The 16,870-nt window shown below is 63.8% G+C and carries 12 protein-coding genes; 9 read left to right on the forward strand and 3 right to left on the reverse strand.

The genetic code is table 11. The features are described from left to right. The first annotated feature begins 13 nt into the window (after positions 1-13). The 3 genes from U0034_RS06055 to aroG all read left to right on the forward strand — a co-directional run bounded on the left by U0034_RS06055 (position 14) and on the right by aroG (position 3,892). Positions 14-859, forward strand: a complete 846-nt coding sequence (locus tag U0034_RS06055; RefSeq protein ID WP_085223417.1) for a carbon-nitrogen hydrolase family protein — start codon at positions 14-16, stop codon at positions 857-859. A 138-nt stretch (positions 860-997) separates the two neighbouring features. Further along, positions 998-2,464 (forward strand): metalloprotease TldD, encoded by a 1,467-nt coding sequence (gene tldD, locus U0034_RS06060; RefSeq protein WP_085223414.1) that lies wholly within the window; start codon positions 998-1,000, stop codon positions 2,462-2,464. A gap of 354 nt (positions 2,465-2,818) precedes the next feature. Then, the gene (gene aroG / locus U0034_RS06065; protein ID WP_085223412.1) at positions 2,819-3,892 is read left to right on the forward strand and encodes a 3-deoxy-7-phosphoheptulonate synthase AroG; all 1,074 of its coding nucleotides are present in this window, start codon (positions 2,819-2,821) and stop codon (positions 3,890-3,892) included. Between the two features lie 162 nt (positions 3,893-4,054). Here aroG and hmpA read toward each other — a convergent pair whose 3' ends face one another. Both hmpA and U0034_RS06075 read right to left on the reverse strand, forming a co-directional pair. Continuing rightward, a complete protein-coding gene (hmpA, locus tag U0034_RS06070; RefSeq protein ID WP_085223410.1) occupies positions 4,055-5,257 on the reverse strand; it encodes an NO-inducible flavohemoprotein in 1,203 nt (400 codons plus the stop codon). Positions 5,258-5,395: 138 nt separating this feature from the next. Then, complete coding sequence (locus tag U0034_RS06075; protein ID WP_085223408.1) at positions 5,396-5,947, reverse strand: cob(I)yrinic acid a,c-diamide adenosyltransferase; 552 nt, start codon at positions 5,945-5,947, stop codon at positions 5,396-5,398. Between the two features lie 210 nt (positions 5,948-6,157). Between U0034_RS06075 and U0034_RS06080 the strand changes: the two genes are divergently transcribed. The 6 genes from U0034_RS06080 to proC all read left to right on the forward strand — a co-directional run bounded on the left by U0034_RS06080 (position 6,158) and on the right by proC (position 13,244). Beyond that, positions 6,158-7,579, forward strand: a complete 1,422-nt coding sequence (locus U0034_RS06080) for an FAD-binding oxidoreductase (RefSeq protein ID WP_085223406.1) — start codon at positions 6,158-6,160, stop codon at positions 7,577-7,579. Between the two features lie 19 nt (positions 7,580-7,598). Further along, positions 7,599-9,113, forward strand: coding sequence for an FAD-linked oxidase C-terminal domain-containing protein (locus U0034_RS06085; protein WP_085223404.1), 1,515 nt, complete (start codon positions 7,599-7,601; stop codon positions 9,111-9,113). 126 nt (positions 9,114-9,239) lie between these two features. Further along, positions 9,240-10,328 (forward strand): glycolate oxidase subunit GlcE, encoded by a 1,089-nt coding sequence (gene glcE / locus U0034_RS06090; RefSeq protein WP_085224378.1) that lies wholly within the window; start codon positions 9,240-9,242, stop codon positions 10,326-10,328. A 33-nt stretch (positions 10,329-10,361) separates the two neighbouring features. After that, the gene (glcF, locus tag U0034_RS06095; protein ID WP_085223402.1) at positions 10,362-11,597 is read left to right on the forward strand and encodes a glycolate oxidase subunit GlcF; all 1,236 of its coding nucleotides are present in this window, start codon (positions 10,362-10,364) and stop codon (positions 11,595-11,597) included. 101 nt (positions 11,598-11,698) lie between these two features. After that, positions 11,699-12,397 (forward strand): YggS family pyridoxal phosphate-dependent enzyme, encoded by a 699-nt coding sequence (locus U0034_RS06100; RefSeq protein ID WP_085224376.1) that lies wholly within the window; start codon positions 11,699-11,701, stop codon positions 12,395-12,397. 34 nt (positions 12,398-12,431) lie between these two features. Further along, positions 12,432-13,244, forward strand: coding sequence for a pyrroline-5-carboxylate reductase (proC, locus tag U0034_RS06105; protein WP_085223400.1), 813 nt, complete (start codon positions 12,432-12,434; stop codon positions 13,242-13,244). Positions 13,245-13,295: 51 nt separating this feature from the next. On the opposite strand, the gene U0034_RS06110 is transcribed toward proC, so the two are convergent. Further along, on the reverse strand, positions 13,296-16,160 hold the full coding sequence (locus U0034_RS06110; RefSeq protein WP_158243520.1) for a matrixin family metalloprotease: 2,865 nt from the start codon (positions 16,158-16,160) through the stop codon (positions 13,296-13,298). Between the last annotated feature and the right edge of the window lie 710 nt (positions 16,161-16,870).

Consider the following 16,870-nt stretch of genomic DNA (forward strand, 5'->3'; position numbering starts at 1 on the left):
GCCGCCCCGACCGATGAGCGATCGACAAGACCTACCGACGAAGCCATTTCGCGTCGCCGCGCTGCAGATGGTCAGCACGCCCGATCGCGAGCGCAATCTCGACGCTGCCGCGCAACTCGTCGCCGAAGCCGCCGCCGCCGGCGCCGAGCTCGTGCTGCTGCCCGAGTACTTCTGCTTCATGGGCCATAAGGAGACGGACAAGCTGGCTGTGCGCGAAGCGTACGGCGATGGTCCGATCCAGCGCTTTCTCGCCGATACGGCACGCCGCCACCGCGTGTGGGTCATCGGCGGCACGCTGCCGCTCGCGGCGGGCGGAGCCGCGGCGGACGCCACCCGCGTACTCAACACGACACTCGTGTTCGGGCCCGACGGTACTCAAGAGGCGCGCTACGACAAGATCCATCTTTTCAACTTCGAGAAAGGCAGCGAATCGTTCGACGAGGCGCGCACGATCCAGCCCGGCAAGGAGGTGCGCACGTTCGAGGCCCCGCTTGGCCGAGTGGGGCTGTCCGTCTGCTACGATCTGCGCTTTCCCGAGCTTTACCGCCGCATGGGGGATGTCGCGCTGATCGTCGTACCCTCGGCGTTCACCTACACCACGGGGCGTGCGCATTGGGAGACGCTGCTGCGCGCGCGGGCGGTCGAAAACCAATGCTACGTGCTTGCCGCGGCGCAAGGCGGCACGCACGAAAACGGCCGGCGCACCTGGGGTCACAGTATGCTGATCGACCCGTGGGGCGAGATCGTCGCCGTGCGCGCGCAAGAAGGCGCGGGCGTGGTGGCGGGCGACATCGAGCGTACGCGCATCGACGAAGTCAGGCGCAGCCTGCCCGCGTGGCGCCATCGTGTGCTGGCCTAGCGGGCGCCGTACGCACCGCGCGCAACGCCCAGGCGGCAGCCCGCCCGGGTTGCCGATACAACCGGCCCGAACCCCGAAACGAACGAAGCATCCGCAGCAAACTGCTCAACCGAACCGCTTTTCGCACGAACCATCCGCATGAACATCATCGAACCCGGCATCCGCAATCTGGCGACGGCGAAAGACGCGCTGCTCGCACCGTACGGCCTCGACGAGGCGCTCCTCACGCGCACGCTCGCCGATATCTTCACTCACCGCGTCGACTACGCGGACCTCTACTTTCAGGCAACGCGCAGCGAAGCCTGGAGTCTCGAGGAAGGCATCGTCAAGTCGGGCAGCTTCAGCATCGACCAGGGCGTAGGCGTGCGAGCCGTCTCGGGCGACCGCACGGCTTTCGCCTACTCCGACGACCTTTCTCCCGCAGCGCTCGCGCAGGCGGCCGCAGCCACGCGCTCGATCGCCAAGGCGGGCGGCGGCAAGCAGAAGATCAAGGTCGCCACGACACTCAAAGGCGTGGCCGGCCGCGATCTCTATCTGCCGGCCGACCCGCTCGCCTCGCTCGACGCAACGGCGAAAGTGAAACTGCTCGAGCGCGTCGAGCAGATGGCGCGTGCAAAAGATCCGCGCGTGACGCAGGTGATGGCCGGGCTCGCGGGCGAATACGACGTCGTGCTCGTGGCGCGCAGCGACGGCGCGCTGGCGGCCGACGTGCGGCCGCTCGTGCGCGTTTCGGTAACCGTCATCGCGGAGCAGAACGGCCGGCGCGAGATCGGCACGGGCGGCGGCGGCGGCCGCTTCGACTATGGCTACTTCACGGACGACGTCCTCGCGAGCTACGTACGCGACGCCGTCGATGCGGCGCTCGTCAATCTCGAAGCGCGGCCCGCGCCGGCCGGCACGATGACAGTCGTGCTCGGGCCGGGCTGGCCCGGCGTGCTGCTGCACGAGGCGATCGGCCACGGCCTTGAGGGCGACTTCAACCGCAAGGGCTCGTCGGCATTCGCGGGACGCATCGGTGAGCGCGTGGCGGCCAAGGGCGTGACGGTGGTGGACGACGGCACGCTGCCGAACCGGCGCGGCTCGCTCAACATCGATGACGAAGGCAACCCGACGCAGTGCACGACGCTGATCGAAGACGGCGTGCTGAAGGGCTACATCCAGGACACCCTCAACGCGCGGCTCATGAAGATGCCGGTGACGGGCAATGCGCGGCGCGAATCGTATGCGGCGCTGCCGATGCCGCGCATGACCAACACCTACATGCTCAATGGCGACAAGGACCCACGGGAGATCCTCGCGTCGGTGAAGAACGGCCTTTACGCAGTCAACTTCGGCGGTGGCCAGGTCGATATCACCAACGGCAAGTTCGTGTTCTCGGCATCCGAGGCGTACATGATCGAAGACGGCAAGGTGACGTACCCGGTGAAAGGTGCGACGCTGATCGGCAGCGGGCCCGAGTCGCTCAAGTACGTGACGATGATCGGCAATGACATGTCACTCGATACCGGCGTGGGCGTGTGCGGAAAGGAAGGCCAAAGCGTGCCGGTGGGTGTCGGCCAGCCGACGCTGCGCATCGAGAAGATGACGGTAGGCGGCACGCTCTGAATCCGCAGCGCGGCGCCGTTAATCTGCGTCGTTTTGACCGATTATGCGGATTTTCCGCGTTTTCCGGGCGTGCAGCTTGCCAGCCACGCCCGGCGGGCGTATAAAAGCGGGAGCACCCTTTTTGACGAGCTTCAAAGCCGCCATGACCACGAAGTTTTATTTTTACTTCTTTTGGTATCTCAGTCCGCCGGCGGATCGAGAGGGGTGTTAGCGCACTGCGCAAACCCGAATTCCCGAAAGAACCGCCGGCAGAGCCCGGCGGTTTTTTTTTGCCGCGGCTCGCCAAGACCAGCCGAGCCGCGGACGCGCACCACACCGACCGCACCGCGCCGAATCGATAAGGAGAAACGAAGCATGCCCCCCCACAACACCGACGATGTCCGCATTCGCGAACTCAAGGAACTGACGCCGCCCGCGCATCTGCTCCGGGAGTTTCCCTGCGCGGAGCCGGTTGCCGATCTGATTTTCACCACGCGCGCAGCGTTGCATCGGATCCTGCACGGCATGGACGACCGGCTCATCGTCGTGATCGGCCCCTGCTCGATACACGATCCGGAGGCGGCGCTCGACTATGCCCGCCGCCTCGCGCCCGAGCGCAAGCGTTTCGCGGGGGAGCTCGAGATCGTCATGCGCGTGTACTTCGAAAAGCCGCGCACGACGGTGGGCTGGAAGGGCCTCATCAACGATCCGCATCTCGACAACAGCTTCAAGATCAACGAAGGTCTGCGCACGGCTCGCGAACTGCTCGTCGGGATCAACGAGCTCGGCGTGCCCGCCGGCACCGAGTATCTCGACATGATCAGCCCGCAATACATTGCCGATCTCGTGTCGTGGGGCGCCATCGGGGCCCGCACGACCGAATCGCAGGTGCATCGCGAACTGGCCTCGGGGCTGTCCTGCCCCGTGGGCTTCAAAAACGGCACCGACGGCAACGTCAAGATCGCCGTCGATGCGATCAAGGCGGCCTCACAGCCGCACCATTTCCTGTCGGTGACGAAGGGCGGCCATTCGGCCATCGTCTCGACGGCCGGCAACGAGGATTGCCACGTGATCCTGCGCGGCGGCAAAGTGCCAAACTACGATGCCGAGAGCGTCGATGCCGCCTGCTCGGCCATCAGCAAATCGGGCCTCGCCGCGCGTCTTATGATCGACGCAAGCCACGCGAACAGCTCGAAAAAGCACGAGAACCAGATTCCCGTGTGCGCCGACATCGGCCGGCAGGTCGCAGCGGGCGACGAGCGTATCGTCGGCGTGATGGTCGAGTCGCACCTCGTCGCAGGGCGTCAGGATCTCGTGGAAGGGTGCCAGCTCACCTACGGGCAGAGCATTACCGACGCCTGCATCGGCTGGGACGAAAGCATCGGCGTGCTCGAAGGGCTGGCCGAAAGCGTCAAGGCACGCCGCATCGCGCGCGGCAGCGGGAATTGAATCGCGGGCACCCGGAATGACCGGGATGCCCGCGGCGCGCATGGGCTCCCCATCTCGCCGCCCCCGAATGCAACAAGGGCCGCCCGTGTGCCGGGCGGCCCTTGTTGTTTCTCGCCTGATCGGATCGGCGCGAACCGGCGGCGGCCGGCTCGCGCCTGCGCATCATACAGCGCCTGAACCGAAAACTTCGGTGTGGATCCGCGCCGCATCGACGCCGAGCCCGATCAGCGCCTCGCGTTGCTGCTGCATGAACGGGATCGGGCCGCAGAGGTAGTAGTCGGCGTCCGGCAGCACCGCTTGGCCGGCGATGCGGGCGAAATCGATGCGCCCCGTGAAGTCGTAATCGACGCCTTCGCGGTCGCCTTCGCCCACTTCCTCGTAGAAGACCGCCCGCGAAACATTCGCGTGCGCGGCCACCGTCTTGGCGAGCCAATCCTTGAACGCATGCACGCGCCCGTTGCGGCAGGCATGCACGAACGAGACACGGCGCTGGCTGCCCTGCGCGATCAACGTCGACAGCATCGACATCATCGGCGTGATGCCGACGCCGCCCGAGACGAGCACGACCGGCGTCGTCTTGTCGAGATCGAGGCAGAACTCGCCCATCGGCGCCGTCACCTCGACGATCGCGCCTTCTTCCACGCCATCGTGCAGCAGCGTCGACAGACGTCCCGCCGGCAACGTCTCCTTCGCCGCTTCGCGCTTGACCGAAATGCGCAGCCACTTTCCATTCGGCGCATCGGACAAACTGTATTGGCGCGGCTGATCGACGCCGAGCTCGCCCACGTAACGCTTGACCGTCACGAACTGGCCAGGGCGGAAACCGCAGGCCTGAGCGCCGTCGGCAGGGGTCAGATAGAAGGACGTGATTTCGTCGCTTTCCACCTGCTTGCGGGAGACCACGAACGGACGGTAGCCACTCCACGGGGCCTGCTCGTAGAGCTTCGCCTCAGCACCGATCATGATCTGGGCGAGCTGCGCGTAGGCCGCGCGCCATGCTTCGAGCGTTGCCTCGTCGACGGCATCGCCGAGCACCTCCACCACCGATGCCAGCAGATTTTCGCCGACGATCGGGTAGTGCTCCGGGCGAATGTTCAAGCTCGCATGCTTGTTGGCAATACGGCCCACGGCAGCGCCAAGCGCGCCGAGGTTGTCGATGTTGGCCGCATAGGCGTAGACAGCATGCGCGAGCACGTCGGCCTGGCTGCCGCTCGTCTGATGCGTCTGGTTGAACAGATTGCGCAGCTCCGGGCGGTTGGCGAACATCCGGCGGTAAAAGTGCTTCGTGATGACGGCGCCGTGCTCGGCGAAAACCGGTGCCGTCGCCTTGACGCGCGTGATCTGATCGGGGGTAAGCGGGGACATATCGTTCGGGCTCCTCGTTAACATACATCAAGAATACTTGTTAACAGAGGCGTTTCGACATAGGGCAATTTGTCGCAGTGCAGCGCAGGGCTGCGCGCCGCCGGAGCAAGGGGGCGAGCGACCCCGCCCCTTTGCCGCTCAGGTATTTCTGCCGCGCTGCCAGAGGACGTCGGTGCCGCCGCCGGCGCGGTTTAGCACGCGCGCGAGCACGAACAGCAGATCGGACAGGCGATTGACGTAGCGGCGCGGCGCCGGCTGCAGCGGCTCGGCTGCGCCAAGCGCGACAATTGCGCGTTCGGCGCGCCGGCATACGGTGCGGCAAACGTGGGCATGCGCCGCGGCCCGCGCGCCGCCCGGCAGGATGAATTCGGCGAGCGGCGCCAATTGCGCGTTGTAATGGGCGAGCCAACCGTCGATGCGCGCGAGGTGGCTATCGCCGATCATCGTGTGTCCGGGGATGCAAAGTTCGCCGCCCAGATCGAACAGATCGTGCTGCACGACCGTCAGGACGTCGCGTACGTCTTCGGGTAACGGCTCCGTGAGCAGTACGCCGATATGCGAGTTCAACTCGTCCACGTCCCCCATCGCCGCAATACGCGCATCGTCCTTGCGTACCCGGCTGCCGTCGCCGAGACCCGTCGTGCCGTCGTCGCCGGTGCGCGTGGCGATCCTGCTCAATCGATGACCCATCCTCCCGTCCTCCCATGGATGCCGCGCCCGGCGATAAAGGTGAAGCGCCCCATTATAGGCATGCGGGCCGCCCGCGCTCGTGGGGGCATACCATCGGCGTAGAATGGATCCGCTCGCCGATTGCAGCACGCCCGCCGCGCTGGCAATCGACACCCGGCTATGCAACTATCGCCCGCCCCTCGCAGGCGGGAGCGATCAGGAGACACCCTCGTGAACCATCCCGTGCCCCCGGCTGCCGTCCGCCCGCGCCGGCCTTTTCCGGACAGTCTGCTCGCCGCGCTGAAGGCCGCCTTCGCCGAGCGCGTGTCGACGTCCGAAGCGGTGCGCACGCACCATGGGCGCGACGAATCGCCATTCGACCCGCAACTGCCCGACGCCGTGGTCTTCGCCACGAGCACCGACGAGGTCCGGACCGTCGTCGAACTCTGCGCGCGCCATCGGACCCCCGTCATCCCCTATGGCAACGGCTCGTCGCTCGAAGGCCATCTGCTCGCGGTGGAAGGCGGCGTATCGATCGATCTCTCGGGCATGAACCGCGTGCTGTCGATCGATGCCGAAGATCTGACGGCGACGGTCGAGGCCGGCGTATCGCGCAAGGCGCTCAACGAAGCGCTGCGCGATACGGGCCTCTTCTTTCCGATCGACCCGGGCGCCGACGCGAGCCTCGGCGGCATGTCCGCCACGCGCGCCTCGGGCACCAACGCCGTGCGCTACGGCACGATGCGCGAGAACGTGCTCGGCCTGACCGTCGTGCTGGCCGACGGCCGCGTCATCAAAACCGGCACCCGCGCGCGCAAATCGTCGGCCGGCTACGATCTCACGCGCCTTTTCGTGGGCTCGGAGGGCACTCTTGGCGTCATCACCGAGGTCACCGTCCGGCTCTACCCTCAGCCCGAGGCCGTCTCCGCGGCCATCTGCGCGTTTCCCTCGATGGGCGAAGCGGTGCGCACCGTCATCGAGACGATCCAGCTCGGCGTGCCGGTCGCGCGGGTCGAGTTCGTCGATGCGCTCGCCATCCGCGCGATCAACCGCCATTCGAATCTCGCGCTGACCGAATCGCCGACGCTCTTTTTCGAGTTCCACGGCACCGACGCGAGCGTTCAGGAACAGGCCCAACGTGTCGACGAACTGGCCACCAGCCATTGCGGCAGCGGCTTTACCTGGGCGACCCGCCCCGAGGAGCGCAGCCGCCTCTGGAACGCGCGGCACAACGCCTACTTCGCGATGCTGCAGTTGAAGCCCGGCTGCCGCGCCGTCACGACGGACGTTTGCGTGCCGATATCGCGCCTGGCCGAGTGCGTCGTCGAAACGGAGGCGGACCTCGTGGCCTCGCCGCTGCCTTGCCCGATCGTCGGCCACGTCGGCGACGGCAACTTCCATGTGGCCATGCTCATCGATCCGACCAGGCCGGAAGAGCTCGCCGAAGCCGAGCGACTGAACAGCCGCATCGTCGAGCGCGCACTGCGCATGGATGGAACCTGTACGGGCGAACACGGCGTCGGCCTGCACAAGATGGCCTTTCTCGTCGAGGAACACGGCAGCGACGCCATCGACGTAATGCGTGCGCTCAAGCATGCGCTCGATCCGAACAACCTGATGAACCCCGGCAAGATCTTTTCTTACCGCGCATGAGCGCGGCCCGAGGAGGCACATGACAGCGGTCGTTCCCGAACCGGCCGAAATCGGCGCGCTCATGCGCGAAGCCCGTGAGGCGCGGCAGCGAGAAGTCGTACAGGCGTTGATGGCGACATTGCCCGCGCACTGCCTGCTCTATCGCGACGAAGATACGGCTCCCTACGAATGCGACGGCTTGAGTGCCTACCGGCAGTTGCCGCTCGCCGTCGTGCTACCCGAAACCGAAGCGCAGGTTCAGCGCATCGTGCAGATCTGCAAACGCCTGGCCGTGCCGGTCGTGCCGCGTGGCGCGGGCACGGGTCTTTCGGGCGGGGCAACGCCGATTGCGGAAGGCATCGTCGTGTCGCTGTCGCGCTTCACGAAGATCGTCGACGTCGATGCTTACGCGCGCACCGCCACGGTTCAACCCGGCGTGCGCAATCTGGCCGTTTCCGAGGCGGCGGCGCCGTACGGGCTCTACTACGCGCCGGACCCGTCGTCTCAGATCGCCTGCACGATCGGCGGCAACGTCGCCGAAAACTCGGGCGGCGTGCATTGCCTCAAGTATGGCTTGACCATCCATAACGTCCTGCGCGTGCGGGCCGTCACGATGGACGGCGAGATCGTCGAGTTCGGCTCGCTCGGGCCCGACGCGCCGGGGCTGGACCTGCTGGCCGTGTTGATCGGCAGCGAAGGCATGTTCGCGATCGTCACCGAGGTCACGGTGAAGCTGATTCCGAAGCCGTCCACGGCACAGGTCGTCATGGCCAGCTTCGACGACGTGATCAAGGGCGGCGAAGCCGTGGCGGCCATCATCGCCGCCGGCATCATTCCGGCTGGCCTCGAGATGATGGACAAGCCGGCCACACGCGCCGTCGAATCGTTCGTCGGCGCGGGCTACGACCTCGACGCGGCGGCCATTTTGCTGTGCGAATCGGACGGCACGCCCGAGGAGGTGGCCGACGAAATCGTGCGGATGACGGCCGTGCTGCGCGAGCACGGCGCGACAAGGCTGCAGATTTCGCGCAACGAGGCCGAGCGGCTCAAATTCTGGTCGGGCCGCAAGAACGCGTTTCCGGCGGCCGGGCGCCTGTCGCCCGACTACTACTGCATGGACGGCACGGTGCCGAGGCGCAGCATCGGGCCGCTGCTGGCCCGCATCGAGGGCATGGAGACGAAGTATGGCCTCGCCTGCATCAACGTCTTTCACGCGGGCGACGGCAACATGCATCCGCTCATTCTCTTCAACGGCAACAATCCTGACGAACTCTCGCGCGCCGAGGCGTTCGGCGCCGAAATTCTCGAAACCTGCGTCGAACTCGGCGGAACGGTGACGGGCGAACACGGCGTCGGTATCGAGAAGATCAATTCGATGTGCGTCCAGTTCACGCCAGCCGAATGCGATGCATTTTTCGCAGTCAAGCGGGCCTTCGATCCCGCGGCGCTGCTCAATCCGAGCAAGGGCATTCCGACGCGCGCCCGCTGCGCCGAGTATGGGCGAATGCGCGTGCGCGGCGGCCTTTTACCGCATCCGGATCTGCCCAGATTCTGAAACGCCGGGGGTAAACACCAGCCTGCCCTGGCTCACCCTCGGCTTGCCTGCGCAAAGTCGGCCGGTACAATCGAAGCTTGAGGCAACGACGGCAACCGGATGAACGACACAACGAAGCGGGAAGCCATGCAAGGTGACGAGATCGTCGAGCATTGGGCGCAGCGCGTACGCGCCGCCACTGCCGACGAGCGGCCGCTGCGCCTGCGCGGCGCCGGCACCAAGGACTGGTACGGCCAGTCCCTTCAAGGAGAGATACTCGATACGCGCGCCTACCGGGGCATCGTCTCGTACGATCCGGCCGAGCTCGTCGTCACGGCGCGCTGCGGCACGCCGCTCGCGGAACTCGAAGCGGCCCTGGCCGAGCATAATCAAATGCTGGCCTTCGAGCCGCCCCATTTCGGACGCGAAGCGACTCTCGGCGGTTGCATTGCGGCCGGCATCGCGGGGCCGCGCCGTACGTCGGCCGGGGCCGTGCGCGACTTCGTCCTTGGCGCGACCATATTGAACGGCAATGGTCAGGTCCTGCGTTTCGGCGGCCAGGTGGTCAAGAACGTGGCCGGTTACGATGTCTCGCGGCTCATGGCCGGCTCGCTCGGCACGCTCGGGCTCATTCTCGAACTGTCGATCAAGGTGCTGCCGCGCCCGTTCGCCGAAATCACGCTCAAGTTCGACATGAACGGAACCGACGCTGTTCGCAAGCTCAACGAGTGGTGCGGACGGCCATTGCCGATCACGGCCAGCGCGTGGCGCAACGGCACCTTGGCCGTGCGACTGTCGGGCGCAGAAACGGCCGTCAAAACCGCGCGCAATGTGCTTGGCGGCGAGGTTGTCGATGCGGTCGAGGCGGAACGCTTCTGGGAAGGCTTGCGCGAACAGACCGATCCCTTCTTCTCGACGATCCCGCCCCGCTCCGCGCTTTGGCGTCTGGCCCTGCCGTCGGTCACAGAGCCGCTGCAACTGCCGGGCACACAGCTCATGGAATGGGGCGGTGCTCAGCGCTGGTGGATCACCGATGCCGATGCACAAACGGTACGCATCAGCGCCAAGCAGGCGGGCGGTCATGCGACGGTGTTCCGCGCAGGCCGCGAGTTCGATCGCAACGCCGGCATCTTCACGCCTTTGCCGGCACCGCTCATGAAGATTCATCGCGGCCTGAAAGCGGCGTTCGACCCGGCGCGCATATTCAACCGCGGCCGGCTCTACCCCGACTTCTAACCCATCGACCGACCGGAACGAGCGAGCGCCCCGATGCAAACCCATCTCGCGGATTTCATTAGCAACACGGCGGACGGCGAAGAGGCCGAAGCGATTCTGCGCAAATGCGTGCACTGCGGCTTTTGCACGGCGACGTGTCCGACCTATCAGCTGCTCGGGGACGAACTCGACGGGCCGCGCGGACGCATTTACTTGATGAAGCAGATGCTCGAAGGCGCACCTGTCACGCGCAGCACGCAGCAGCATCTGGATCGGTGCCTCACCTGCCGCAGTTGCGAGACCACCTGCCCGTCCGGCGTGCGCTACGGCCGGCTCGTCGAGATCGGGCGGCAGCAAGTGGAAGAGCAGGTGCCCCGCCCGTGGCGGGAGCAGCTCGTACGGCGGCTGCTGGCGAGCGTCGTCCCCAATACGGCGATCTTCACGCCCGCGATGCGGCTCGGCCAGCTCGTGCGACCTCTGCTGCCGCGCAAGCTGCGCGACAAGGTACCCGCCCGGCAACGTATGCTCGATTGGCCGAGCGGCCCGCAGGCCGTGCACGAGCGCAAAATGCTGCTGCTCGCGGGCTGCGTGCAGCCGGCGATGCTCCCGAACATCGGCATCGCGACGGCGCGGGTGCTCGACGCCGTGGGCGTGCAGCCGATCGTGGCCGCGGAGGCCGGCTGTTGCGGCGCGATCCGACTGCATCTCGGTTACCGCGATGAAGCGCTCGACGATGTGCGCGTCAATATCGACGCATGGTGGCCGCACATCGAAGCGGGTGCCGAGGCCATCGTCATCGACGCGTCCGGCTGCGGAGCCATGGTGAAAGAGTACGGACATCTGCTGCGCAACGATGCCGCTTATGCCGACAAAGCGCGCCGCGTGAGCGAGCTGGCGCGCGACATCTCCGAGGTACTCGTCGGCTTCGAAGCGGAATTGATGGCGCTGGCACGCCGGCGTGGCGTGCATACGGTCGCGTTTCACCCTCCTTGCACGCTGCAGCATGGGCAACAGATCAGGGGGCTCGTGGAGCGGCTTTTGACCACGCTCGGCGTCGACGTGCGTCTGCCCGCCGACAGCCATCTGTGCTGCGGCTCCGCCGGTACCTATTCGATCACGCAGCCGTCGCTGGCTTACACGCTGCGCGATCGCAAGCTCGATGCCCTCGGCGCGCTCGAGCCGCAGATGATCGTATCGGCCAACGTCGGGTGCATCGCGCATCTGCAAAGCGGTACGTCGACGCCCGTCGCGCATTGGGTCGAGCTCGTCGAGCATTTACTGTACGCGTGAACACGACACGGCGCGCATCGCGCGCCGCGATGGCGGCCCTGCGCCGCCTGCATCCGTATAATCGCGAGATGGCACACGCCGTGCCTCGCCACCGCTCAGCTATGTCCGATCTCGCTCAGAATCTCGAAGCCGTTCATCGCCGCATCGCCGACGCTGCCATGGCAGCCGGCCGTGATCCGTCGTCGGTGCGGCTTTTGGCCGTATCGAAGACCTTCCCCGCCGATGCGGTGCGCGACGCCTTCTCCGCCGGTCAGCGTGCCTTCGGCGAAAATTACGTACAGGAAGCGCTCGCCAAGATCGAATCGCTAGCCGAATACCGCGCGCAACTCGAGTGGCATTTCATCGGCCCGTTGCAATCGAACAAGACGCGCCCCGTCGCCGAACATTTCGACTGGGTGCATTCGGTCGACCGTCTCAAGATCGCTCAGCGTCTTTCGGAGCAGCGGCCTGCACATCTGCCGCCGCTCAACGTCTGCCTGCAGGTGAACGTCAGCGGCGAAGCATCCAAAAGCGGTGCCGCGCCCACCGAGGCTACGGCGCTTGCGCGCCAAATCGCGGCATTGCCGAATCTCCGGCTGCGCGGGCTCATGTCGATTCCCGAGCCCGCCGACGGCCTCGAAGCGCAACGGGCACCGCACCGCGCGCTGCATATCCTCTTCGACCAGTTGCGCGGCGAGGGGCTGGACCTCGACACGCTGTCGATGGGCATGTCGTCCGACCTCGAAGCAGCCGTGCTGGAGGGCGCCACGATCGTGCGTGTCGGCACGGCGATTTTCGGCGGACGCACGTACGCCCACTGACCCGACTCCCCCTTTCCCTTTCGACTCGAACACCATGAAAATCGCATTCATCGGCGGCGGCAATATGGCTGCCGCTTTGATCGGCGGCCTGGTCAAGCGCGACATCGCGGCCTCAGGCCTGTACGCCGTCGACGTCAACGAAGACGCGCGCAAACGGCTCGAAACTCAGTTCGGCGTGCGCACCGGCGCGGCCGCTGACGAGGCGCTAGGCAGCTACGACGCCATCGTGCTCGCGGTCAAGCCACAGGTGATGAAGCAGGTAGCGGCCGCGCTCGCGCCGCATCTTTCGACGCAACTCGTCATCAGCATCGCAGCGGGCATTCGCGGCGCCGACCTCTCCCGTTGGCTCGGCGGCTATACGCGCGTCGTGCGGGCGATGCCGAATACGCCGGCGCTGATCGGCATGGGCGTGACGGGGCTGGCTGCCCTTCCCGGCGTCGACGAAACGGGCCGCACGCTTGCGACGACCGTGCTCGGTGCCGTGGGCGAAACGGTCTGGTTCGACGACGAAGCGAAGATCGATGCGGTGACGGCGATCTCAGGCAGCGGCCCGGCCTATGTCTTTTACTTCATCGAAGCGTTGCAGGCGGCGGCTCAGGAACTGGGGCTCGACGATGAGCAGGGCCGCGCGCTCGCGCTTGCCACGTTCGCCGGCGCGGCCCAGCTTGCCGTGCAATCGGACGAGCCGGCGAGCGTGCTGCGCGAGCGGGTGACGTCCAAGGGCGGCACGACCGCCGCGGCGCTCGCTTCGTTCGATGCGCAAGGCGTGAAGGCGGCGATCGTCAAAGGGGTGCGCGCGGCCGATGCGCGCGCCAAAGAGATGGGGGACGAACTGGGCGGGCAGTAAACGTTGGAAGGAGCACCGAGGTTCGCGCTCCTTCCAGCAAACCGTGTTTCCTCAATAACCGCTTGCCGCCAATAACGTCTCGTCCTGCGAAATGCCGCCGATGGTGGTGTTTGACGCGGTTGACGAGGCTGGATCAAACGACGCGAGCGCCGCGAGCATGTTGCTCAGTTGCACGGGCACAATCGTATCGCTGCCGCTCGGCACGGCAGCACTGCCACCAGCGGCGGGCGCCTCGCTATAGAGCGCTTGTATGCCAGCCGTATCCGTCGCATCGAGCGTGCGATTAGCGGCGTTGAGTTCGTAATACATGATCGAGTTGCTGTCCGAATTGTCGGCCAGCCCCAATGCATGCCCGATCTCGTGAAGCAGCATCTGATCCAGCGTGGCCTCGGTGCCGGTATAGGTCAACTGTCCGTCCGCGCCGGCGACCAAGGGATCTTGCGACGGATCCTCGAGTTCAATCGATGCATTCTCGATCTCGCCGGACTTCGCTTGAAACGTGGTGTAACCGGCAACGGCAGAGTCGGCAGTATCGAGATCGGCGAAACTTAAACGGATGTCGGCCGTATCGTCGGCACCGACCTCCTTGAAAGTCAATCCTGACGCAGCCGCCCATGTCGAGAATGCCTGAGCGATCTGCACGTCATACTCCTGCGTACCGCCCTCGGCGCTCCACGTAATGACATTGCTGCCCCATGTCCCGCCCTCGGCAACGGCTGTGCCTACACCGCCGGCTGCGCCTGCGGCTGCCTGCCGCGCTTGCAGCAAACCGAGTTGGGCTGCGACGGCCTCGGCGTAGTCCCCTTGGTTCAGTTCGTATTGAGCGACGACGCCGATGTTGGCATTCACCGCCGATTGCACGACCGAATCGGATCCCGCAAGTCCATAAAAACCGTAATCATCGTCCCAGTAGTCGTCGTCGCCGTAATCCTCGCCTGTGGATCCGAAGTCGAGGCTATCGCCAGCACCGGTGATGACATCACCAGTGGCATTGCCCAGGTAATCGATGATGTCGTATGAACCGTAGAACGAATCATATTGGCCATCGACTTCGATGACATCCGACGTTCCTCCATCGATACGGTCCGTGTTGCCTACGACTTCTCCGGTCACGCTGTTGCCGAGACCAATAATGTCGTTCGAGCCTTCGATGAGTTCGTTCGTGCTGCCACTGAGGAAATTGATCGTGGCAGAGCTGGCCAAAACGGTGTCGAACGCGCCGGCCGCCGTGACATCTGCGCCGGAGAGCTCCGAAATGAACTCGGAGTTGCCATCTACTTGGGCCGTCACGCTATTGCTGGCGTTGATCAAGTCATACGATCCGACGATTAACTCTCCGGTGCTCCCACTGACGAAGCTGATCGTTGCGTAGTTGGCTGTTACATCGTCGTTGAAGCCCGCCGCCGTGATATCGGCCGCTGATTGCTCGATGATGTTTTCATTATTGCCATCGATCTGCGCAGTCACGCTGTTGCCGGCGTTGATGACGTCGTTGGACCCTGTAACGAGTTCGTCACCACTACCGCTGACGAAGTTGATTGTGGCATAGCTGCCGGAAACTTGATCATCGAAGCCGGCGGCCGTAATGTCCGCGCCGGACTGTTCGATGATGCTTTCGTTGTTGCCGTCGATCTGCGCGGTGACACTATTGCCGGCGTTGATGACGTCGTTGGATCCCAATACGAGTTCACCGCTGCTGCCGCTGACGAAATTGATCGTGGCATAACTGCCAGCAACTGCATCGTTGAGCCCCGCAGCCGTGATATCGGCACCGGACTGTGCAATGATGCTCTCGTTGTTGCCGTCGATTTGCGCGGTGACGCTGTTGCCGGCGTTGATCGTATTGTTGGAGCCGGTGACAAGCTCCTCGGTGCTACCGCTGACGAACGTCACGGTTGAAGAGCTGGCCGACACGTCGTTGTTTGCGCCGACCACGGTAACCCTGGCATCTGTCGTCGAAATGCTATCTGACGAGCCTGTGACTGTCACACTGGAGCCTGATGAGACGTTCACGTTCGTGCTGGAGGCGTACACCAGGTCTCCGGTACCGGAGATACCCAATAACGTGCTCGACGCACCAGGTGTATCGGCGATGACATTTTCATTGCCGATTATGTTGGCATCGCCAGATGTAACATTCACGGAGCTACCCGTCAGATCGAACGCGTTCCCTCGACCAGATGATGTTACGACGCTCCCGCTGCCCCCGATGACTTGATTGTCGTCCCCGATGACTGAAACGTTTATGCTGCCCGGTGCAGCAGAAGGCACCGGGGAGCCGGTTATAATCGCACCTTGCGACGAAATGTTGTTGTTACTGCCAACTACCTCCACGTTCAAGCTCCCCGTAACGACAATCTCGCTACCTTCTGAGGGCACAATGACCGTCGCAACGCCCGAAGGGGTGACCGTAACAGACGGAAGCTCGCTGGACGACTGGAGTATGCTCGTGTTATTACTACCAGCAATACTGAACATTGTCGACGCATTGCTAGAATCGCAGATGAAGTAGGAGCTGCTAAAGCTAGAAGGATTGTAGGAGCCGTCCGAGTTCTGGGTAAGGCCAGAATCTGTAAGTTGTTGGGTAACGATGTTGGTGATCGTATCGCTATCAAAAGACGCGCCAACTGTCGCCAATACAGTACCGACGGCCTCCGCAACTTGGCCGATTGTAATTACAGATCCACCGACTATCGGATTGAGCGACATTTCCGATAAACCTAGAAACACCGCACCTTGCCCCACAATCGTGACCATATCACCGGCGATTGCCGCCTCGGTCGACATTATCTGGTCGCTCGTCATGGAATCATGATTTTCGGCCAAATTTTGAATATTCGCCGCGAGGGCATAACTCGCGAATGCCATACCTTCGCCCGGAATCATAGCAGTTAACGCGGCGGCTTCGTTCGCCAAGCTAGCCTCGTAGGCTATGCGATTTCCGACGGACGGATTGGCAGTATAGGTGTTTGCAGCATCTACTACGCTCGTGACGCCGTCGAGATTACCAATCGTATACCCAGCAACCGATATAAAAGTTCCCATCCTCAAATTCCCTCAACAAATTTATAAATCATCACAACTTCACGATAATCTGCTATTCGCCAAATCAATCACAACACCCACCCGACAGAGCATGCACGGAACCAAGAATCAAAATTTAACCCATCAAATCGCATGACGCTTGGATATTTACAATAGCCTCTCGCGCCCGCCCTCGCAGGCACTGGGATAGTGGAAAATAGAAACCAGTATCGCACCAGTCACCACAAACGGGCTCATAATGAGCACGCGCAGTGCAGAACTGGGTGGAGAGCAATATCGTTGCAGGCTGGGCGCTGATCCTGTCTACATACTCTCCGATCACTTACCCCCAACCAATATCGAACTATATGTCCCCAAAAAAACCACCACCCGAATATAATCAATAGCGAAAACCTCCGACGACGATTAGTTTTTCCAAGCTTAATTGCAATATCTAGTCGAGAAAGTATGAGCAGCACCAAAAAACACGATAAATCCCACCAAAAAGCACGTCGCCCGAATATTTGTAATGACCAATCTCCGCCGCCCTCCCCCACAGGCTTTGAAATAGTAAAAAATAGAACCTAATATCGCGCCAGCCA

The organism is Trinickia caryophylli, assembly GCF_034424545.1.
GTDB lineage: Bacteria > Pseudomonadota > Gammaproteobacteria > Burkholderiales > Burkholderiaceae > Trinickia > Trinickia caryophylli.